Source organism: Bacteroidota bacterium (assembly GCA_020161395.1).
Classification (GTDB): Bacteria; Bacteroidota; Ignavibacteria; order Ignavibacteriales; family Ignavibacteriaceae; genus UTCHB3.
Window position 1 is genome coordinate 297079 of record JAIUOE010000004.1, and the last position, 21428, is coordinate 318506.

General features: G+C 41.6%; 14 protein-coding genes. All 14 read right to left on the minus strand.

What is annotated here, in order from left to right; all coding sequences use genetic code 11:
- Positions 1 to 100: 100 nt before the first annotated feature.
- The 14 genes from LCH52_08740 to LCH52_08805 all read right to left on the minus strand — a co-directional run bounded on the left by LCH52_08740 (position 101) and on the right by LCH52_08805 (position 21425).
- Entirely contained in the window at positions 101 to 1174 is a 1074-nt protein-coding gene (locus tag LCH52_08740; GenBank protein ID MCA0388569.1) for a hypothetical protein, read from the minus strand.
- Position 1175: 1 nt separating this feature from the next.
- Positions 1176 to 2165, minus strand: a complete 990-nt coding sequence (locus LCH52_08745; protein MCA0388570.1) for a PorV/PorQ family protein — start codon at positions 2163 to 2165, stop codon at positions 1176 to 1178.
- A gap of 1 nt (position 2166) precedes the next feature.
- The gene (locus LCH52_08750; protein ID MCA0388571.1) at positions 2167 to 4974 is read right to left on the minus strand and encodes a TonB-dependent receptor; all 2808 of its coding nucleotides are present in this window, start codon (positions 4972 to 4974) and stop codon (positions 2167 to 2169) included.
- A 14-nt stretch (positions 4975 to 4988) separates the two neighbouring features.
- Positions 4989 to 6545 (minus strand): hypothetical protein, encoded by a 1557-nt coding sequence (locus LCH52_08755; GenBank protein MCA0388572.1) that lies wholly within the window; start codon positions 6543 to 6545, stop codon positions 4989 to 4991.
- A 52-nt stretch (positions 6546 to 6597) separates the two neighbouring features.
- Positions 6598 to 8688, minus strand: coding sequence for a T9SS type A sorting domain-containing protein (locus LCH52_08760; GenBank protein MCA0388573.1), 2091 nt, complete (start codon positions 8686 to 8688; stop codon positions 6598 to 6600).
- Between the two features lie 11 nt (positions 8689 to 8699).
- A complete protein-coding gene (locus LCH52_08765; GenBank protein MCA0388574.1) occupies positions 8700 to 10775 on the minus strand; it encodes a hypothetical protein in 2076 nt (691 codons plus the stop codon).
- An 81-nt stretch (positions 10776 to 10856) separates the two neighbouring features.
- Entirely contained in the window at positions 10857 to 11783 is a 927-nt protein-coding gene (gene lipA / locus LCH52_08770; protein MCA0388575.1) for a lipoyl synthase, read from the minus strand.
- A gap of 15 nt (positions 11784 to 11798) precedes the next feature.
- Entirely contained in the window at positions 11799 to 13496 is a 1698-nt protein-coding gene (sucB, locus tag LCH52_08775) for a 2-oxoglutarate dehydrogenase, E2 component, dihydrolipoamide succinyltransferase (protein ID MCA0388576.1), read from the minus strand.
- A gap of 14 nt (positions 13497 to 13510) precedes the next feature.
- Positions 13511 to 15595 (minus strand): dehydrogenase E1 component subunit alpha/beta, encoded by a 2085-nt coding sequence (locus LCH52_08780; GenBank protein MCA0388577.1) that lies wholly within the window; start codon positions 15593 to 15595, stop codon positions 13511 to 13513.
- An 11-nt stretch (positions 15596 to 15606) separates the two neighbouring features.
- Positions 15607 to 16308 carry a lipoyl(octanoyl) transferase LipB gene (lipB, locus tag LCH52_08785; protein ID MCA0388578.1) on the minus strand — a complete coding sequence of 234 codons (702 nt, stop codon included), beginning with the start codon at positions 16306 to 16308 and terminating at the stop codon, positions 15607 to 15609.
- The gene (lpdA, locus tag LCH52_08790) at positions 16286 to 17686 is read right to left on the minus strand and encodes a dihydrolipoyl dehydrogenase (protein MCA0388579.1); all 1401 of its coding nucleotides are present in this window, start codon (positions 17684 to 17686) and stop codon (positions 16286 to 16288) included. Before lpdA ends, lipB begins: the two co-directional genes overlap by 23 nt.
- Before the next feature lie 91 nt (positions 17687 to 17777).
- Positions 17778 to 19745, minus strand: coding sequence for an acetoacetate--CoA ligase (locus tag LCH52_08795; GenBank protein ID MCA0388580.1), 1968 nt, complete (start codon positions 19743 to 19745; stop codon positions 17778 to 17780).
- A 12-nt stretch (positions 19746 to 19757) separates the two neighbouring features.
- Positions 19758 to 20741 carry a flavin reductase family protein gene (locus tag LCH52_08800; protein ID MCA0388581.1) on the minus strand — a complete coding sequence of 328 codons (984 nt, stop codon included), beginning with the start codon at positions 20739 to 20741 and terminating at the stop codon, positions 19758 to 19760.
- Entirely contained in the window at positions 20742 to 21425 is a 684-nt protein-coding gene (locus LCH52_08805; GenBank protein ID MCA0388582.1) for a recombination regulator RecX, read from the minus strand.
- Between the last annotated feature and the right edge of the window lie 3 nt (positions 21426 to 21428).

The following is a 21428-nucleotide window of genomic DNA, read 5'->3' on the forward strand; positions in this document are numbered from 1 at the left end:
TTCCTTATTTTTTAAAATCCGAATTACAAATTTACTATTTTTTTTAATCTTTTTCAATCCGGCATTAGCCGTTCAACAAAAGTTAAAAATAAAATCCAACCTAATTGTCTGTGGATAACCTGAATCTGACAATTCTATTACCCGGTTTATCAACAACATACAGAATACGATCATAATGTGCCACACCCGCCGGTGATGCAAAATTTTGTGGACCTCCCACCTTTTGTAAAATACCACCAAAGGAGTTGAATCTGTAGATTGAGTCCTTTCCGGTATCCGCCACATACATGTTCCCTGATCTGTCTATTGCAACATCGGACGGAGCCGTAAATTTATTGATCTGCATCAGATCCGAACCGCCCTGTGGAGAAAGTTTCAACTCATACTGTTCCCCCAAAGAGCTCACAACATAGGTCAGCCACTGTACACGGAAACTGTTCTCACCGGTCAGGGTTAAAATAAAATCGATGTTTCTTTTATCAAAAGCTATAAGAGATGATATTCCGTTCGCAGAGAGAATACCAGTTCCGTTAGGATCAATTGCCGGTAGTCTTCCAATCAGTGTATCTTTACCTGAAACTGATTTTTGGAATGACAAAATTGAGTTATCAGGATCAACAACACTTGTATTGTTGGGTCCTCTTCTCGATATATAGAACCAGTTGTTATAGAAGACGGAAATACCTGTATATGAAACTCTGAGATCGGACGAAGAGATGCCACTGCCCGGACGGGGTAGCAATCTTGTTACGGGTGCAGATCCGAGATTATGACCTCCTGCCACCATGTTAATCTTGTAAACCGCATCTATTGAACGGTTAACACCGTCCAAAACAGTATCCAATTTTGCAATAACAATCAGATTAAGCTGATAGTCCTGTTCTATCTTCAATGGTTTTGGAAGTGTCAGCGTACTGAGCACATCACCATTCAAATTGAGCATAACCACACGATTGTTTTCGGTGTCGGTCACATAAATAAAATAATCTTTTCCGATGATGATGTCGGTAGGTGCATTGAACCCGGTCCAGTCCGGAGTAATTTTAATATAGACAGTATCACCGGAAACATTTCCGCCTGTTTTTCCCGAATCAAATATTCCGAGGTCAAGTTTTTCACCGCATCCGGTGAAAAGAAATACCAGCAGCAGATTTACAAAAAGTATTTTCTTCATCTTACAACCCCAATATGATTGAAAGTCTGTGTACTGCACCAAGTCTGTCAAAATTTACATAAGCATAGTCAAAGGTAAATTTTGCCATCGAGATAGGGAGATTCAATCCGGCACCAAAACTGTAATTCTGTTCTTCAACATTTATCTTGTAGCCGCCTCTTAAGAGCAGTGAAAATCCGGTCGAGGGCTCCTTAAAGGAATATTCGGCACCCAGCGATAAATTTTCGCTGTTATCATTAGGATGATTCAATTGAATACTTGTTGTCACTCTGTGTTGTTCAGTCTCGTAAGGCTCAAATGCAAAACCAAGTCTGAACATGGTTGGAGGAGAAAACTCCTGCCAGGTTGATTTGGTTATGTTACCCGAAAGGGTCACTTCCCCGCTCGGAGAAAGCTGACTTCCAAAATTGGAAAATGAAACAGCAAATCTGGAAGAGCCAAGCCCGGTCCAGTAATAAGTTCCAAGATCAACCAACACACCGCGCATTTTCAATTTGTCCAATGTCTCTTCCATATACTTCACTGTTGCACCAAAACTAAATTTATCGGTCATTTTTCGTGCATAGCTCAGTGAAATTGCCAAATCGGAAAATGTAAAATAGGCACCTGTTCCCATCGGGGCAAACTCAGTGGTAACTTTCATATCTCCGGCGGAGAGTGAGGTAAGCGAGACTCCGATGGCGTCTTCTCCAGTTATGTGATAGACTGCGCCGGCGAAGTTATGCTTGACACCTACAAGCCAACTGTTGTGTGAAAACATCACCTGGTTATCATTGAATTGAACCAGCGCAGCAGGATTCCAGTAGAGTGCTGATGCATCATTCGCAACTGCGACAAATGCATCTCCCATAGCTGAAGCCCGTCCACCGACACCGATCTTTAAAAATTGAGCTGTCGAGATACCTGCTCTTTGACCACCTAAAACGGGGAAGAGCTGTCCGAATGACTCGCCAATTAAGAGAATTGTTATGAGTAATAGTGTTTTTTTCATTTTAAAACTTAAAGCTTACACCGAGTTTAATGTTGCGTCTTGTTAAATATCTTGCAGGGTTGAACGGATAAGGATTCAACGGTGCCTGAAGATCAGGATAAAGAGGATCATTCCATGTACCTGGGGTTGGATCACCATATTCATATGCTTTTCCGGTTGCAGGGTTTATAATAGCAGAGTTTTTAGTATCCAAGATGTTGTTTACTTCGAGAAATACACTGAACCTGAAAGAACCGATCTTCAAATATTTCTCAAAATTCATATCGATATAAAACCAGTTATCGGCGATCATGGTATATCTTTCACCACGAACAGTCTCGTATTGCGGTCTTCCGTCAGCTTCGTAACTTCCGGTGAAAACCGCCGGTGTATATCTTTTTCCGGACTGGTAAAAAAACCTTACATTGAAGTTATAGTCATCAAGAATACCTTCTCCGAAATCGAAGAGAGGTTCGCCGGGTGCAACAAAAAAGTTGGCACTTAATGTCGCAGTGATGGGTCTGTCCCATGGAGCATATTGTTCTTTTATCGATTCCTCAAGAGTTCCCTGTGCGATCAGAATGCCTTCATCGGCTGACGAACTCTTACCCGTCACTTCAGAATATGAGAAGACAGCACTTCCTCTGAACCACTTCCCTATTCTCTTCTGATATTCAAACTCCAGTCCTCTCGAACGGGCGTAATCAGCATTCACATAGGTAGTAAATCTTTGAGATGCAAATCTTGGACTTGATATTCTTGCCGTCCTTGTATTTATATAGTCAAAGATATCTTTGTAGTATGCAGTAACGGTAAGCACATCGTCATCAGTAAATTGTGTCTTTACGCCAAGTTCGTATGCCACAGTGGTTTCAGGTTTAAGATTTGGGTTGCCAAATTTCTGGAACGAGGACTGTGAATTATATGGATCGAGTTTTGCATAAACAAACTGAGGTTTAGGCCACTTACTGAAATGTCCATATGAGAAAAACAAGGTCTGTGAATTTGTGATCGGGTGCGATATACCCAGGCGAGGGCTTAACCTTGCTTTGAAGTATCTGTCACCAAAAAACTTGAAGCTGTCGTCACGGTAATTTTGTCTGACCTGATCAGGTATGGTCACAACATCGGGATTTGCAACCGCATCGTCGACATACTTACCGGGGAACCAGAAATCGAGTCTCAGACCAAAATTGAGGATCATACCACCAAAATTGATGTTGTCCTGTGCGTAAATAGCACCGATCATCGGGTGTACTTTATAAATATCGTTGTTCAAACCGAGAGTTCCGACCCATGGTTGATAGATATCCACAACCTGCATCTCCTGAAACTGGAGTTTGAAACCGGCTTTGAATTTGTTCTTCTCATCGAAAAAGCTTGTCAGGTCACCTGTGATTGAGAATTCATCGAGATAGTGATCATGCCATGTATATGGATTACCTACATCCCAGAATCCATCGCCGGGTATAACACCAATTGTGTCTCTTCCAAGGTTATAATATTCCACAGGAAAGTTTGGTATGTCTTTGGGCTGACGATACTGAGTCCAGTCCCGTCCATTGGCGTCAGTTCTCAAATTTGTAAGAAACTTGCTAAACTTGATCTCATAGAATGTTTTGGTATTCAGAGTATGAGTCAAACTAATGGTGTTATAAATGTTTTTATGTGTGAAAACATTTGCATTTTCCAAAATATTCTGGAATTCATACTGATAGCCGGGGCTGGGCTCAACATACTCAAGGTTCGACTGGAGTGACTGAGAATTTTGATTGATCGAGACTGACTGGTTATATGAGTATGATATTTTGAAAGTTGGAGTAACCTTATATGTCACCTTACCCAAACCATACCAACTGTTTTCCATTTTCGGAGCAAACCTTGTTCCGAAAAATGTGCTTGAGTTTAACGGTGCGGTTTTAGGTTTGTAGTATCCCTGTGTAATACCATCAGAAAGACCAACATAAAGATTGGTAAAAAATGAAATTTCACCCGGAAATTCAATTCCAAGTGCAGGGAGTAAATATTTAGTAATCGGTTCAGGTCCCGAGAGGCTTATTTCAAAAATATCTATATTAAAGACATGCGGATTTGATTTGTCAGCAAGATTGTCAGTTTTGTAGGAAATGTAGCCATTAAATCTTTTGACACTTCCCTCTTTGGTCTTCACATTGACGATACCTGATGTTGCCTGACCAAACTCGGCATTAAATCCACCTGTAATAACTTCAACTTCTTCAAGCGAATTGGCGCTGATCTGGAGTCCAAAGCCTGTTCCTGCCAGTGGATCCTGCACCGACACACCATCGAGCAAAAAGGCATTTTCATATGAGCGTCCGCCTCTGATATGCAGAGAGTTGTCATTCGAAACCACACCAGCCTGCTGGGCAATGATGTCAGTTACATTTTCCACTACAGCAAGCTCTATGTCTTCACTGGAAATGGTTTTTTTGCTCTGTGTCTCTTCGACATCCATCAAAGGCTTGTCACCGATAATAACAACATCCTGTGTAAGCGTCAACGAAGTTTCTTCGAGCTTCACATCCACAGTTGTCTTGTTGTTTGCTGTTACTTTTATTCCGGTTATCTGTGTGGTTTTATATCCGATAAAGGAAACTTCAACATTATATGAACCTGGAGGAACATTCTTTATCAGGAAACCGCCATTCACATCAGATGCGGCACCAAAGTATGTACCCTTCAGTATCACATTCACACCAGGTAGTGGAGTTTCAGTTCGTTTATCAATTATTTTTCCACCTATGCTGCCATTTTGTGCAAATGTCGAAAGTGTAAATAACAGAAGAAAAACGGGTATCAGTTTTATCATGCTTGTTCCACTGTTCATAAATTTAGTCCAAATTCATCGAAAAGAACTTTTTCAAAGAGCTGACCGGCATTGGAATTGCCATTTAACTTGTTAAGAGGTAGTCCCATAAAAAAGAGGCTTTTGTTACCATTAATAAATCCTGCACTTCCGGGCAATTGATTTCCTGAGGACCTGTAAATTTGCCTTGCCAGGGTTGGATTGACAAAGAGTCCAAAATTACCAAGTATGGAAGAAGAAGTTTTCAGTACGGGGTATCCCGCATTTGCCGGATTCGAGAGATCCACAACAAATTCCAAACCACTTGTAAGGACAGTGACAAGATTTGAAATTGAGTCAACCGGTAAAAACTCACTCAGTGCAAGGATATCAGGAGCCGGATTTCTGGGGAACTGCATTGAGATAAACATTTTCCCTCCATTTGCAAGATACTTGTCAACTACATTTTGTGCAGCCTGAATGGAAGGATTGTTATCGGCGTACCATACAACACAATCAAAAAGCTTGATTGTCAGGAAAAAGTTATAGCTAAAAAACGGAATTTGTTTACCTGCGATATTCAAAGTATCGAATTTACCGGCGAGTGCTCCACCCCTTACAGTGTTCAACTGACCGGTATAAAATGCCGTTGCGTCATCGTTTGTCACATAATCGTCAATCAGCAACATCTTTCCGACCGGTTTTCTTACAAACCAGGTTTTATTTGGACCGGGCATTTCGATGAATGGTGTTTTAGCACCCGAAATATCCACTGCCTGAACGAAAACCTTGTTGAAGCCATTCAATACAATCCCTTTAAGCTTTTGGGGGAAAATATTGAATTCAGCGCCGTCAATCAGGATTTCTGTCTCGGGATTGGCTGAAACAAAGTCTTTTACACGCAAAGTTACTAATCTTGTATTACCCCGGAGTTCAACGAAGTTAGCCTGATTTGTTGTATCGTTTAAAACAATATTGATTTTCTGAATTGATTCATCCCCATCGAGATCAGATGCTTTCCACTTGAATGTCATGACTGGCAATGATATTGCCGGCATCACTGTAAGTGTATCCCATGAAATCTGGGGAGGTGTATTTTTTATCGGAAATTTAAGCCGTGCGGGAGTTGGATCGATAATCCCGATGTCGAAATATTTTTCTCCGGCATCGTATTTCCCGTTTGAGTTAGCATCAATAAAAGGTTCTGGACCGTAATTGATTCCATTTTGAACAACACTGTTATCGTAAACCCCGTTGCCGGAATTATCAACCGAACTTACCTGGAAAAAATAGGAAGTGTCCGCTGCACCAATCTGAAGAGCGAAAGTACTGTCGTTACGCGTAGTGAATGACCAGTTTCTTTCATCCCAGCTTATATAGTAACCCACGACCAGTCCATCAGGATCATCGCCCCACCAGTTTACAGTCAACTTGCTGGGTTGTTGTGACACTGTTGAATCCGGATACAGAAAGATATGAGTGTCAGGAGGCTTGTTTCCTATCAAAACACCAGTCGCAGTGTCGGTACATGACGACAAAGCAAAGAGTGTAAAAACAGAAAATACGGTAATCAGTATTTTTTTATTGAGCTTCATACAAAAAATCCAGGGGAGGTCCTTGAACAGGACCTCCCAATGATTGAGAAATTTATTTCATTAAGATCATTTTTTTGACGGAAGATTTTACACCTGCGTCAATTCTGTAAATATACATTCCTGAAGGAAGAGCGGAAGCATTGAAATATACTTTATAGTTTCCGGCTTCTTTGTATTCATTTATTATTGTCTGAACACTTCTTCCAAGAACATCAAAAATTTCCAGTTTCACATTCTCACCTTTTGGCAAACTGAATTCGATAGCCGTTGAAGGATTGAATGGATTAGGATAGTTCTGGCTGAGTGAAAATTCAGCAGGAGTCAGATTATCTTTAATGTCGGTTGTATATCCAACGAAATCAGCATCTTTTCTCGGTGTAAGTTTATAATTCGAGAATGAGAAATAAAGCACACCTGTTAAAGAACTGAATCTTGCGAGAGAATCTACCTGGATACCCGAGAGATTTGGTTCCCAGTTGTTGTGATACTGATGGTTCCCATCCTGGAGTTCCACTCTGGTACCGCCTGAATTGTCATCAACGAGCATTTCACCAAAATTACCGCTGTTGTCTGCGTTTGGACGGGTAATTACAGGGTTGGTATATTTGATAAGAACACTCTCATATTTTTCAGCATCAACAACTCCACCGGCTTTTGCTCCGATTGTACCTGTTGTTACAGCAATCGGTTCAGGAACGGGATTGTTTGTTGAATTAACAACAATGGCAGTAACTGAGTCGAGACAGGTAACATTAAAGTCTTCAACCACCTTGCCACTTACTGTAACGAGGTCTCCCCTCTTCAAATTGAGGGCATCAAAACCTTTAACCCAGATACCTGACCATGGTGAGGCACCGTTCTGGATATAAACTCTAAGAGCTGTGCTTCCGAATCCAGGAATATCAGAAGTGTCAGCGGTAACAACACCACTAACAGTGACTCTGTAATTGTTAACAGCACTGAAACCAGAGCCGTAAGGACTGTACTGAACATCCTGAATTGTCAGGGGTCTGTTTAGAACAGGATAAAACCATCTGTTTCTCGAAGTGTCTGCAGGATTCAGAGTGATTCTGTTTTCATTATCCTGTGCCCAGAAGAAATAGTCAACAACCGCGGAGTCTGCATCGACACCCGGAATTGTTACTGAAAATGTGTTTGTATCAGCAGTTCCTCTGACAAGTGCGAGTTCGTTGTACGAACCCATGTTAACTCTGTAAAAGAGTTTTCCGGAAGTGATTCTTCCATCAAGATCCACTATTCTGGCTGAAACTTCCACAGGTACATTTCTTGCGACAAAAGCGTTGTTTCTTGCAATATTCGAAATGCTTGGAGGAGTTGCCCCAACTTTTATGTCACCGGGGTAAAGAGGAACTATATAATAGCCGGTAGCTCTGGTATGAACAACACCTCTGATATATTCAAGAAATGTTCCATCTGCTGGAGCATCGTAATCAGTCAAACCTGTCAGACGGTGAGCTCTTTTTGTAAAATAACCGGACTGGTCATACATTTCCATGTAATTACCGTTACCATCGTTGAAACGAAAAACACCAGAAGAATTGTTTCTGTCACTTGTCAGTACATTTCTGATAATGACATACATTCCTTCATATTTTTCACCTTCTCCCTTAAGAACGCCACCTTCCATAAATGTGGACATTGGCAGTTCGATCGGATCAGGTCTTTTTGTTGCCTGCGAGATAAACTCAACAGGTGTTGGAGGATTCACGAGCAAATTTGCCTGAACCGTGTTTCCTGAAAATATTGAAAGAACCGCAGTAAACTCCCAAACCTGAGCAGTATCGACGAGGTCGAACCCTGAGTTCTGGTTCACTCCCGTAGTATCATTCTGTATAATTGAAATACCACCAAAAGGAAGTCCGTTAGGGTCCTGCACATAAGCATACCAGCGTCCACCGGCAGCAATAACTCTTCTACGGTCAGTTGAAGGATCAACAACCGGTTTTACTGTAATCAAACCTCTAAGTCTTACGGTATCCCCGATGTAAGGAGAATACTCAGACCCTGGTGATAATATAGAATCAGGAGTTGTTGTAATTTCCTGAATTGTCCTCAATGGATACTGCTGGCTGAAGCCATATCCGGCGAGAACGAAAACGAAAAGAAAAAGATATCTTTTCATATGTATTCCTTTTATTTTATAACTAAAAACTTGCCTGTTTTGATTTTACCGGTATCACGATCTTTTACAGAGAAAAGATACAAACCGGTAGCAACTGCCTGATCCCCGTCAGAGATTAGATCCCATGCATGTTCACCACCCGACATGGTTTGTGTACCACCGGGCGAAAAATTCTGAAACCATCTTAGATCATCACCATTACTGTTCCCGTCATGATCCATTTTCTTGATAATATCTCCTGCAAGAGTGTAGATGACAATTTCTGCTCTCGCGGGTAAATTATAAAAATATATTTTTCTCAATCTTTCGAAAGAACCATCCCAGTATGCATTTCCATAATAGGGATTTGGATAAACACCGATTTCAACATCCTCTTTAGATGTTGGTGTTGTGCCCGGAATGACTCTGTGGACATTGAAAAGGTAACTTGATTCAAGACTTTCAATTCTGTTCACAGGATCACCTTTATCAAATGACGAGACATTGAACAGGTATTGCCATCCGTTCAGAAGGTTGTCAATTTCAAATTTGTACCAGTACTCAGTATTGTCACCTTCAAATTTGACGGGCTGATCGAGTCTTACACGACTGAATCCCGTATTAAAAAAGAGATCATTACCTGTCGAATCGAATTCTGCCATCTTAACGAGAGCCTGAGCTTCAGTGGCATTATTCTGAAAATCGAAACCTGCATTCGAGCGATAAATTCTGTATCCTTCAAAATCCTTGTTTCCGGAGATTGGATCGATACTCTGTTCTGAAGTTTTATCCCAGTAGAGTGTTACCTTGTTGCTTTGCGGAATTGCGACAACCTTCGGTGATACGGGAGGAGCAGGAAGAATGTAACGGGTAATTTTACCATTGCCATCCAGATCTTCACCCGGATCGAGAACACCATTTCTGTTTTTATCTTCTCCGCTGTAAGCTCTCATTGCCCAGTCGGCATTGATCACCAGATTTTTCCTCTGTTCGTCGCTGTCAAGTGAGGCTAACTGATCACCAAATTTCTTCGCAGCAACCATTGCAAAAACGACATTTATGGAATCACCCGGAGCAAGCTTCTTGAAACTGCCGGCAGATAGGAGGATAGATCTGTTCGAAGGTACCTTGAGTGTTTGAGGAGTAACGCCGGCATTGTAACGGGCATTACCTCCAAAAAAGCCCTGCATCTTAACATAGCGTTCCTGATCGGTTTGCGGAGCAAAGAAAAGCGGGTCAGCAGTATTTCTAAATTGCCAGTTCACATAATTTACGCTGTCGTGGCGAGTATCTGAACCTAAAAATTGAATACCCAAATAGCTGTCCGTAAAACCAATGTCACCGGTTGCATCGAATTCATAAGCTATATTTATGGAATCCATGAACCCGTTTCCACCTTTGTTGAAGAAAGCCGATCCACCGGGCGATGTAATTTTAGTGTTTCTCACGACAGCATCTGTCCACATTCCAACATAGACGCTGTCCAGATATTTGTTGCTCACATTTTTGATTGTATAATTGAAGATAACGAAGAAATCAGCGAAGGGAAAGTTCCAGGCGTAGGTTTCAAGATGTACACCAATACCCAGGGGTGTATGTTCCTGAATTGGTTCTCCATTTTCCCACACGAGATTTGTATCAGAAAAGTCCATTACAAAATCCTGATGTGAAACGGCTTCAGGTTTATAATACCGTGAAGTTAAAAGTGATGATCTTTCCACCACTCTTGATTCTTTTGCATTTGTAAATTCAAATCCACCACCTCTAGCGGAAACAGAAGCAGCATCCACTGCACCGGTAGTAACAAAAGGACCAACTTTACCCGAACCCAGGGAATCATTGCTGATAAAACCACCGACATAAAGACCACCATCAAAAATGTGTTCAATACCGCTTCCCTTGGGATACTCACCGGATGGTTGTTGAGGCCAAAGAGCGAAACCATGGCCGTAAGTTCCAAAATTTGTTATGGTAATGCCAAAATTTCCGATTGATGTGTATTTTGAATTATCGTCTTTTCTAAATGCGTTCAGTGACGGGATTTCTTGTTGTGCGAGTGCCACAAATTGGAGCACTATCGTGAGGGATAACAGGTGTTTAATCTTCATACAATTTCAAAAAAAAATAAAAGTGAGACTTCAAATAAAGTCAATTAATGATTCTAAAAAAACTGTTAATTATAATAACAATTAATTAACGAGGGTCACCATTCTTGCCTGCTTGTCAGCATGATATGAGCTTCTTACAAGTGGAGCCGATTCTACGATTTTGAAGCCCATTTTAAGACCTTCTTCTTTGTAAAAGTTGAATTCATCGGGTGTGACAAAGCGATTTACCGGAAGATGATTTGTTGTTGGTTGCAGGTATTGACCAATAGTCAAAATATCGCAGTTGTGACTCACGAGGTCACGCATCAGTTCCACCACCTGTTCTTTGGTCTCTCCAATTCCAACCATGATACCGCTTTTAGTCTTCAATCCTCTTTCGTGAAACCATTTGATAAGGTCGAGGCTTCTTTGATATTTTGCCTGTGGTCGTACTGCATGGTAGAGTGAAGGGACAGTTTCGAGGTTATGATTTAATATATCGGGAGGATTTTTCATTATAATTTCGAAAGCGGGTTCATAACCTTTGAAGTCGGGAATCAGTATTTCGATTGTACAGTCGGGAGTGGTTTCTCTGATAATTCGAATTGTTTCAGTAAAAATACCTGCGCCACCATCAATCAGTTCATCCCTGTTTACGGAGGTGATAACAACATGTCTGAGTTGCAAATTGTTTACAGCTTCCGCCACTCTTCTGGGTTCATCCAGATCAAGTTCATTGGGCATACCTACTTTGATGTTGCAGAATCCACAACTTCTCGTACATGTATCACCGAGGATCATAAAAGTTGCAGTCCTGTGATTCCAGCATTCCGCAAGGTTGGGGCATTTAGCCTCTTCACATACAGTGTTGAGTTTATTGTTCCTCATCAGATTTTTTACATCAACATAGTTCTTCCCTGTTGGAAGTTTAACTTTCAACCATTCGGGTCTTCTGCCGAGTGTGGATTTGGCATCCTGTACTTTTTCAGCAAAATCTCTTTGATGCTTGTTTATGGTTTTTCTTTCCAAATCAATACTTCTCTCTTAATAAATCATGTTTTCGTTAAAGTTTTCAAGATAATCCTTAACCGATTTCAGGAATAAACCGCCGAGCATTCCGTCGACGAGACGATGATCATGTGCCAGTGTAAGATACATCATCGGTTTAATTGCGATTGTATCCATACCATCCACTTCGATAACGACGGGTCTCTTCACAACCGCTCCAACTCCGAGTATCGCAACTTCAGGCTGGTTTATTATCGGTGTTCCGAACAGTGTTCCAAAAACTCCGTAATTTGTTATTGTGAAAGTTCCGTTTGTGATATCATCCGGCGACAGTTTTTTGTTCCGTGCCCGCAAAGCAATGTCATTTATTGAACCGGCAAGACCGATAATGTTTTTTTCATGAGCATTTTTAATATTTGGAACTATGAGACCGTTTGGTTGTACTGCCACGGCAATTCCCAGATTCACGAATCTCTTCTGAACAATGTTATTACCATCAATGCTCGAATTTACAAGCGGGTATTCTCTCAAAGCTCTTATAACCGAATGTGCAATAAAAGGCATGTAGGTAAGTTTTATTCCATGCTTCTGGGCAGTTTCATCCTTGTTTGATTGGATGTATCTGTAAATTTTGCTCATATCCACTTCAGCAAGCTCAGTCACATGTACAGAGGTGTCTCTGCTCATCACCATGTGTTGCATAATTTTTCTGCGAATGTTGTCCATGGGTACAATTTCCTGCTCACCCGCATTGAAATTATATGCAGGCTGTGGAGCCGGAGTATAAACAGGAGCCTGTTGTGCAGGAACCGGCTGCGGAATTGTTGCAGCAGGGGTTGCTTTTGGAGCTTTTGAACGGTTGGACAAATAAGAGAGAACATCATTCTTAGTTACTCTGCCGCCGATGCCACTCCCCTTGATTGATTCAAGTTCAGAAATCGATACACCCTCTTTCCTGGCAATGCTTAATACAAGCGGAGAAAAGAACTTATCGCTGCTCACTTCGTCCTCATTCGAAATGGTTTCAGCCACTGCGGCTTTCCCGATCATATCGTGCATTGATACCGGTTCGATTGGTGATTCCTCAACTTTTACTTCGGTTTTTGAAGGAGTCGCAGGTTTGGTCGCTATACTTCCTGATCCGGAGATTCTTGCGACTACTGTACCAACATCAACGGTTTCCTGTTCCTGAACAAGAATTTCCATAACCACACCGTCTGATGGTGAGGTTACTTCGGTATCCACTTTATCGGTACTGATTTCAAAAAATGTTTCATCCTGCTTGACGGATTCCCCGACCTTCTTGTACCACTTTATTATGGTACCTTCCATAACCGATTCACCCATCTTGGGCATTGGAATATCTACAAGGTCGGAAGCAACTGCAAGTTCATTTACTTCAACCGGTTCGGGTGCAGTTTGAGCCTGAGTTACAGTCTCTTTTACAACTTCCGGGACATCAATAGCTGCAGGCGGGGCTGCTTCCGCATTTTCTCCGGCAGTGGATAACCGCGCAACTACAACACCAGCATCAACGGTTTCCTGCTCCTGGACCAGTATTTCGCTCAGAATACCTTCTTCGGGAGACGGTATTTCAGTATCAACTTTATCTGTGCTAATCTCAAAAATAATTTCATCCCGCTTTACACTGTCACCCGGTTTTTTGTACCATTTAATGATGGTTCCCTCGGTGACACTCTCACCCATTTTAGGCATTACAATGTCAATCTTCATTCAAAACCTCAATTTTAGTATTGTGCTAAATCTTTAATTGCTTGATAAACGCCTGTTCTCGAAGGCAAAATTACATCCTCCAGAATCGGGCTGTAGGGAATATGTGCATCTTTTGCGGCATATCGTTTTACGGGACCATCGAGATATTCAAAACAATCGGATGCAATTCTTGCGGAAATTTCCGCACCAAATCCACCGGTAAGAGTATCCTCATGAATAACTATCGCCTTGCCCGTCTTTTTGATGGATGAGAAGATTGTCTCGATATCCAAAGGAATGATGGTTCTGATGTCGATTACCTCGACACTGTACCCTTCATCTTCCAGTTTTTTCGCTGCCATTACTGCTTCCCATACAGTGGCTCCCCATGAAACTACAGTAAGGTCTTTTCCTTCCCTTACGACTTTCGCCTTTCCGAAAGGAATCAGGTACTCTGCATCCGGTTCAGGTGCCATGGCGAATGACTGTCTGTAGAGCCCTTTGTGCTCACAGAAAATCACAGGATCGTTTATCCTGATTGCGGTTTTGAGCAGTCCTTTTGCATCTGCTGCGTTCGAAGGATATGCAATATAGAGACCCGGAACATGTGCAAAGAATGCCTCGATGTTCTGGCTGTGATACAATCCACCATGAATATAACCTCCAACAGCTACTCTCGTGACGAAAGGAGCAGCCCACTCATTATTTGAGCGGTACCTGAATGTTGCGGTTTCGTTTTTGTACTGCATGAAAGCGGGCCAGATGTAATCACCAAATTGAATCTCAACTACAGGTTTCATGCCGGCAAGTGCCATACCTGTTGCCACTCCCGCAATGCTCGCTTCAGCCAAAGGACTGTTAAAAACTCTTCGACTCCCGTATTTAGTCGATAGTCCCTTCGTTGCAGTAAACACTCCACCTTTTCCATCGGCGATATCCTCGCCAAATACATAGATCTTATCGTTGATTTCCATCTCTTCGAGCAGTGCATGATTTATGGCATCAACCATAACCACTGATTTTCCATCCGGTGTCGATTTTTCATATTCAAGCGATTCCTTAAAGCCACTTTCGTCGAAAACATGATCAACTGCTGTAGCAGGATCAGGATTTGCAGCAGTAAATGCCTCATCAACCGCAGAATTGATTGACTCATCCACTTCTTTACGAATCAGTTCAAGTTCATCTTCCGTAAAAATATTTTGAACAAGTACATCGTGACCGAATCTAAAAATCGGATCCCTTTTCTGATCCTCTTTCAATTCATTTTCCGATCTGTACTTTTTATGGTCATCGGATGATGAGTGAGAATGTAAACGGACCAGATCAGCCTCTATAAGGGCAGGTCCTTTTCCTGACCTGATATACTCAACTGCTTCCTGAACAGTTTTGTATGACTCGAAAAAGTTTGTTCCATCCACATGGAATCTTTTCAGGTTGGCATATCCCTTCATCATTTCGGAAATAAGGTTTCCTTCACCACCACTCTGCTGTGACACATGCACAGAAATGGCATATTTATTATTCTGAATTACAAATAATACCGGAAGTTTCTCCCTCGAAGCCCAGTTTACAGCCTCATGAAACTCACCCTGACTGGTGGTTCCTTCACCGGAACTTACATAAGAGATATTTTTGATCCCCTGGCGTTCGGATGCCAGAGCTGTTCCGACTGCCTGCAAAAATTGGGTGCCGGTCGGGCTCGATTGAGTTGGTACAAGATTTGGTTTTTTCACTCCAAAATGACAAGGTAATTGTCTTCCACCACAAGCGGGGTCATCAGCTTTTCCAAAACAGGCGAGGAAAAAATCTTTCGGAGTCATTCCTGACATTAGAGTCAGGGTCAAATCCCTGTAATAGGGAAAAATCCAATCGATCCGTGAATCGAGTATCAAACCGATAGCCGATTGTATAGCCTCATGACCTGCACCTGCGATATGAAAAAAAGTTTTTCCCTGTCTGAGCAAATTCATGGCTTTGTTATCGATCTGTCTGGCGAGATACATATATCTGTAGGCAGCAATGAGAGTGTTTTTATCTATATTTATTTTCTCACTACCGTTATTCGATTGTGAAGTTTTTTTAACCGGTTTTTCTTCCAATACCGCAGTTTTTGCCATTTCGGTCCTTTTTAAGTTTTTAATTGAACCAATTGATAGATATTAATTTCTTTTTTCTCAGTGAAACTAAAATGCTCCATAAACCGCAGAAGCAGTTTCGCCTTAACTTCGCTGATTTTTATTTCTTTATTCAATAATTTTTTCAATGATGTCACTTCCTTTTCCTTTATTCCACACGGAATTATGCCATTGAAAAGGTCAAGGTCGGTGTTGATGTTGAATGCAAATCCATGCATGGTTATCCAGCGTGATATCTTAATTCCTATGGCAGCAATTTTGCTCTCTCCCACCCATACACCCGTATATTCAGGTTTCCTTCCGGATTCTATCCCGTATTCTTCGAGCACATCAATGATAACCTGCTCAAGGGTTCTGAGATACAGATGTGTATCCGGCTTCCAGTCCTGCAAATTGATTATGGGATATCCAACAATTTGCCCGGGACCGTGGTAGGTTATGTCACCACCTCTGTCAATCTCAAAAACTTTGATGTCTCTTTCTTGAAGAAACTCATCGGAGCCAATGAGGTTGTTTTTATCGGCAGTTTTACCCAGGGTATATGTATGCGGATGCTCGAGCATGATGAAGGTATCCTTGATTTTGCCCTCGTACCTAAGTGAATGCAGAGATTTTTGCAGATCCCAGGCTTCCTGATAACCTGTTAATCCGGGATCTGCATAAAATAATTCCTTAGATATGGATTGCCTCACCATTTGCCATTGCGGCAGCTTCCATCACCGACTCGGAAAGAGTGGGATGAGCATGAACAGTTTTAATTATCGTTTCATAAGTGGCTTCGAGTGCTCTGGCTATACCGAGTTCCGCAATCATTTCTGTTGCCTCTGATCCGATGATATGTGCACCGAGCAATTCACCATACTGTTCATCAAAGATCAGTTTAACAAAACCGTCCCTCTCACCTATGGCAAAAGCCTTTCCTGACGCCATGAACGGGAATTTACCGATTTTGAGTTTATATCCCTGTTCCTTTGCTTTTTCTTCCGTAAGACCGATACTTGCAACCTGTGGCTGGCAATAGGTACAACCCGGTATGTTGTCGTAGTTTACTGGAGCTGAATGTGCGCCTTTGATCACTTCAACGCAACGGATTCCCTCTGCACTTGCCACATGAGCCAACCAGGGTGGTCCAATTACATCACCAATTGCATAAATACCTGGTATGTTTGTTGAATAGTCAGACTTGTCAACTATTATGTGATTTTTAAATATTTCCACACCGAGTTCCTCAAGTCCGATTCCCTCTATGTTTCCGGTTACTCCGATTGCGGAAAGGACTTTATCACCTTTCAGTTCAATCTTTTTGCCATCTTTGTTGATAGTTACTTTAACGCCGTCATTTCCGGGGACTGCGGATTCAACCACTGCTCCGGTATGAATCTCGATACCTCTTTTTTTGAAACTTTTAGCGAGTGCATCAGACACTTCCCTGTCCTCCACGGGCAGGATTCTGTCCAACATCTCTATTATTGTCACTTTTGTGCCGAGAACGGAATAAAAATAAGCAAATTCGATTCCTATCGCTCCGGCTCCGACCACAATCAGGCTGGAAGGAAGTTCAGGAAGTGTCATGGCTTCCGAACTGGTTATAATATCTTTTCGGTCAACCGGAATTGAAGGGAGAATTCTTGGTCTCGCGCCGGTTGCCACAATTATTTTATCAGCTTCGATTGTCTGGAACTTCTTCCCGTCAGTATCGAATACATCGATTGAAGACGCAGCTGCCAGCTTGCCAAAACCTCTTACTCTGTCAACTTTGTTCTTTTTTATCAATAATTCAACATTTTTAGAAATTTTCTCAGAGATATCCCGGCTTCTCTTTATCACTTTGGAAAAATCGATGCTCAATTCCTTAAAAGAGATCCCAAAATCAGCGCTGTGATTTGAGAGAGTATCATAGATTTCTGCGTTTTTAAGGAGAGATTTTGTTGGTATGCAACCCCAGTTCAGACAAATACCGCCCAGATTGTCTTTGTCTATCACTACTGTCTTTAATCCTAACTGACCTGCTCGAATTGCAGCCACATAGCCGCCCGGTCCTCCGCCAAGTATGGCGAGATCGTATTTCGACATCTAAATGTTCCTCGAATTTGATGGAAATTGAATTCCAAATATACTCATTTTAACCCTGCCAATAAAACACCCGAATTTAGGAGGTGATTGATCAGCTAATTGAGGATTTAAAAATGTAGAATTGTTGCAGAGATTCCGGGTTGGCAAGTGCTTCCCTGTTATCGGGTTCTTCACCTGAAAGGAGTTTGGTGATTGCCATTTCAACTTTTTTCCCGGAGATTGTTCTCGGGATGTCTGTCACCGGGAAAATTCTGTGGGGTACATGTCTTGGTGAGGCTTTGCTTTTTAACGACTTCCGTATTTTGAGTGTGAGATCAGGAGTCAGTTCCAAGCCCGGTTTTAAGACTACAAAAAGAAAAACTTCAATTTCTCCCTTTGATTCAAAACCACAAACTATAGAATCTGAAACTTCATCCAGTTCCTCAACTATTCTGTAAATCTCTGCCGTGCCGATTCTTACTCCACCCGGATTCAAAGTGGCATCGCTTCTCCCGTAGACTACAATTCCGCCTCTTTCGTTAATCATTATGTAGTCACCATGGCGCCATGCTCCCGGAAAATGAGAGAAATAGGCATCCCTGTATTTTTTATCCCCCGTATCATTCCAAAATTTTACGGGCATGCTCGGAAATGGAGCAGTACAAACAAGCTCCCCTTTCTTTCCGGAAACACTCTCCCCTTCTGCAATAAAAACTTCCACTTTCATACCCAGTCCCCGACATTGTATCTCTCCCGAATAAACTGGAAGCAGAGGTGAACCCAACATAAAACATGATACAATGTCAGTTCCTCCTGAAATTGAGGACAACTGAATATCAGCTTTTACATTTTTGTAAACCCACTCATAATTATTTTCTGTCAGTGGTGATCCGGTTGAAAGGATCGTCTTTAACTTGTTGTAATGAAAAAGCTTAGCCGGTATTACCTGATTCTTTTCACTAATGGAAAGGAATTTTGGACTTGTGCCAAAAACATCAATTTCCTCATTCGAAACGAATTCCCACAACACCTTTTCGTCAGGATAGATAACCGAACCGTCAAAAAGTACAATTTCGGCTCCGGCAAGCATACCACTGACAAGCCAGTTCCACATCATCCAGCCCGTGGTGGTGAAATAGAGTAGTTTCTCTCCATGTTTTAGATCAGTGTGCAGCGAAAGTTCCTTATAATGTTGAAGCATCGTTCCACCCGTGCCATGAACAATGCATTTGGGTATTCCCGTAGTACCGGAAGAGTATAAAATATACAACGGATGGGAAAACTCAACCTGTTCGAAACCGGTAATCTCACTTTGTTCAGCAATGTAATCATCGAACCAGATGAAACTTTCGGGGATGCTTTGACAGAGATGAAGTGTATCATTTTCGAAATTTTGAAAGGCAGGAATAAGAATGACCTTTTCGAAGGATGGAACTGCAGCTACAATTTCTTTTATTTTCTCAATACAATCAAATCGTTTGCCGTTGTACTCGTAGGATTCAGATGCGAAGAGAATTTTTGGTTTAATTTGTCCGAACCTGTCGATCACTGCAGTTGTACCAAAATCAGGCGAACAGGAACTCCAGATTGCTCCAATCGAAGCGGAAGCCAACAAACCCATTACTGCTTCAGGGATATTAGCAGAAAATGCAGCGACTCTGTCACCTTTGGCAATCCCCGATTGTCGCATTGCCGACGCCAGCTTCAGAGTTACTTCTTTGAGCCTGGTCGATTTTAGCCTGAATGAACCGTAACCCTCACGATACGAGGTTATGGCATATTCTCCGGTCAATTTTGAAAAGACATTTTCCGTGTAATTCAGAGAAACACCTTCAAACCATTTCGCTCCCGGCATCTCCGTGTTGCTTATTATTTTTTGGTAACTGCCTGAATAAATCAGACCCGAGAAACGAAGAATATCTTCCCAAAATGTCTCAATGTTATCTATGGAGAATTGATAGATGCCGGGATAATCAGTAATCTCGAGTTCATGTCTTTTATTTACAAATTCTATAAACCTTTTAAGATTAGAACTGTTCTGCCGTTCCGGGGAGGGCGACCAAAGAAGTTTGGGTTCCATGCTATATCCTTGTTAAAGCTTTTCGACTTCGAGAACGAGTGCCCAGGCAATATCAATTTTCTTTAAATGCAGAGCAAGTTTCGTTGCCTGCTCAAGCAATTTTACCCGCTTCTCTTTTGGATAATTTTTTATCTCTTCGTTTGTAAAAATGAGCTTGACTGCTTTCTCAAGTTCATTTCTGCGTAAATAGCGGTTTATGGAGGCAGAATTTTTTTCAAACCCCGGAAATTCTTTGCTGGTAATGCTTAGGATTAGTTGTCTGTTTTCGGAATTGTCAGGGATGAATTCAGAATTTGCGAATGCACCAAGTTCATTTCCGGTAAATGAGTGAGAATTGAGCATGAATGCAGGAAGATTGTCAAATCCGATACATTTTTTCCCGACAGGTTTCTCAACTTCGAATATCGCACTTCCTGAAGCCCTGCAGTAGTAATCCCCCGACATCCTCGCTACGAGATCGATTTTTTGAGGATCAATGACAGAATTGGTAAAAATATCCTCTGCAACATGAAATCCGATCACCTCACAGATAGCAATGTTGGCTGCTGCTCCCCCTTCACCAACACTAACCATTTGATGCAGCCTGCATTCCATTCTGAATGGGGATTCTTTCACTCCGAAAGGTCTTACGAAAGTGGAATCGACTTTAGAGAGACCTGATTTAACGAACTCATCAACTGTACTCTCATATTCGGCTGAAGCAAGACTTATCTGTTCAACCATTTCGAAAGTAACCGCACTAATGACACATTCTTTTGTTGCCATCAGATTGTTGTAAGTATCTTTAAAAGTGGCGTCCCGACCTCTCCTGGAAGCGGAAAATGCTACAACCGGTGGATTTGCACCAAAGACATTAAAGAAAGAGAATGGTGATAAATTGGGTGTTCCATCTTCAGAAAGCGTTGAAACAAGAGCAATGGGTCTGGGGGCAACTCCACCCTGAATCAACCGCTGCACTTCCATCACAGAAATTGATTTTGGATCAAATGTCAGCATTTAATACTCCTCATTCAGGTCAGTTTCCTGATCGATATTTTTGAAATAATTCTTAATGGCGGAAAAGGAATAACCTTTTGATAAAAGAAAGGCAGTCAACTTTTGGTTGATCTCCTTCTTATCAGTAAATCTCTTTTTCAGGGAAGAAAGTTTCCTGTCTGCCGTTAATTTTATATTATCCGCTTCAATCTCATCATTAAGCATATAAGACAATACTTCTGAAATCAACTCTTTTGCGATGCCTTTTTCAATTAATCTTGCTTTTATTTTTTGCAGCCCGTCGTGCCTGAGATTGAGAGATTCATTTACCAGCAGTTCGGAGTACTTTTTGTCATCCAGATAGGTCAGATCCTTCATCTTCAGGATAACAGGTTCAATAACCTTTTTGGAAAACTTCTTTTGATACAACTTCCTTTTCAACTCCATTGTGGAGTGGAGTCTCTTCCCAAGATAATAGAGTGCCTTTTGTTCACACAGGTAGAGTTCATTCTCGAAATTCAGCGATTCCAACATCTCTTCTGTAAGAAGATCACCCTTCCGTAATCCCATCTCGTAAACGAGCAGTTTAGGTACAATAAGCGGAGGTAAATTATCGAATTCGATAATTACAAAATTTTCGGATTTGAGCCTGATATTAAGAATTGTATTCATGAAAACAAAAAATGGCATCCCGAAAGATGCCATCAA

Coding starts and splice junctions, on each gene's coding strand:
- LCH52_08805 (MCA0388582.1), bottom strand. CDS start 21,425: ATGGCATCTTTCGGGATGCCATTTTTTGTTTTCATGAATACAATTCTT.
- LCH52_08755 (MCA0388572.1), bottom strand. CDS start 6,545: ATGAAGCTCAATAAAAAAATACTGATTACCGTATTTTCTGTTTTTACA.
- LCH52_08780 (MCA0388577.1), bottom strand. CDS start 15,595: ATGGCAAAAACTGCGGTATTGGAAGAAAAACCGGTTAAAAAAACTTCA.
- LCH52_08765 (MCA0388574.1), bottom strand. CDS start 10,775: ATGAAGATTAAACACCTGTTATCCCTCACGATAGTGCTCCAATTTGTG.
- LCH52_08750 (MCA0388571.1), bottom strand. CDS start 4,974: ATGATAAAACTGATACCCGTTTTTCTTCTGTTATTTACACTTTCGACA.
- LCH52_08795 (MCA0388580.1), bottom strand. CDS start 19,745: ATGGAACCCAAACTTCTTTGGTCGCCCTCCCCGGAACGGCAGAACAGT.
- LCH52_08745 (MCA0388570.1), bottom strand. CDS start 2,165: ATGAAAAAAACACTATTACTCATAACAATTCTCTTAATTGGCGAGTCA.
- lipB (MCA0388578.1), bottom strand. CDS start 16,308: ATGGTGAGGCAATCCATATCTAAGGAATTATTTTATGCAGATCCCGGA.
- sucB (MCA0388576.1), bottom strand. CDS start 13,496: ATGAAGATTGACATTGTAATGCCTAAAATGGGTGAGAGTGTCACCGAG.
- LCH52_08740 (MCA0388569.1), bottom strand. CDS start 1,174: ATGAAGAAAATACTTTTTGTAAATCTGCTGCTGGTATTTCTTTTCACC.
- LCH52_08800 (MCA0388581.1), bottom strand. CDS start 20,741: ATGCTGACATTTGATCCAAAATCAATTTCTGTGATGGAAGTGCAGCGG.
- LCH52_08760 (MCA0388573.1), bottom strand. CDS start 8,688: ATGAAAAGATATCTTTTTCTTTTCGTTTTCGTTCTCGCCGGATATGGC.
- lpdA (MCA0388579.1), bottom strand. CDS start 17,686: ATGTCGAAATACGATCTCGCCATACTTGGCGGAGGACCGGGCGGCTAT.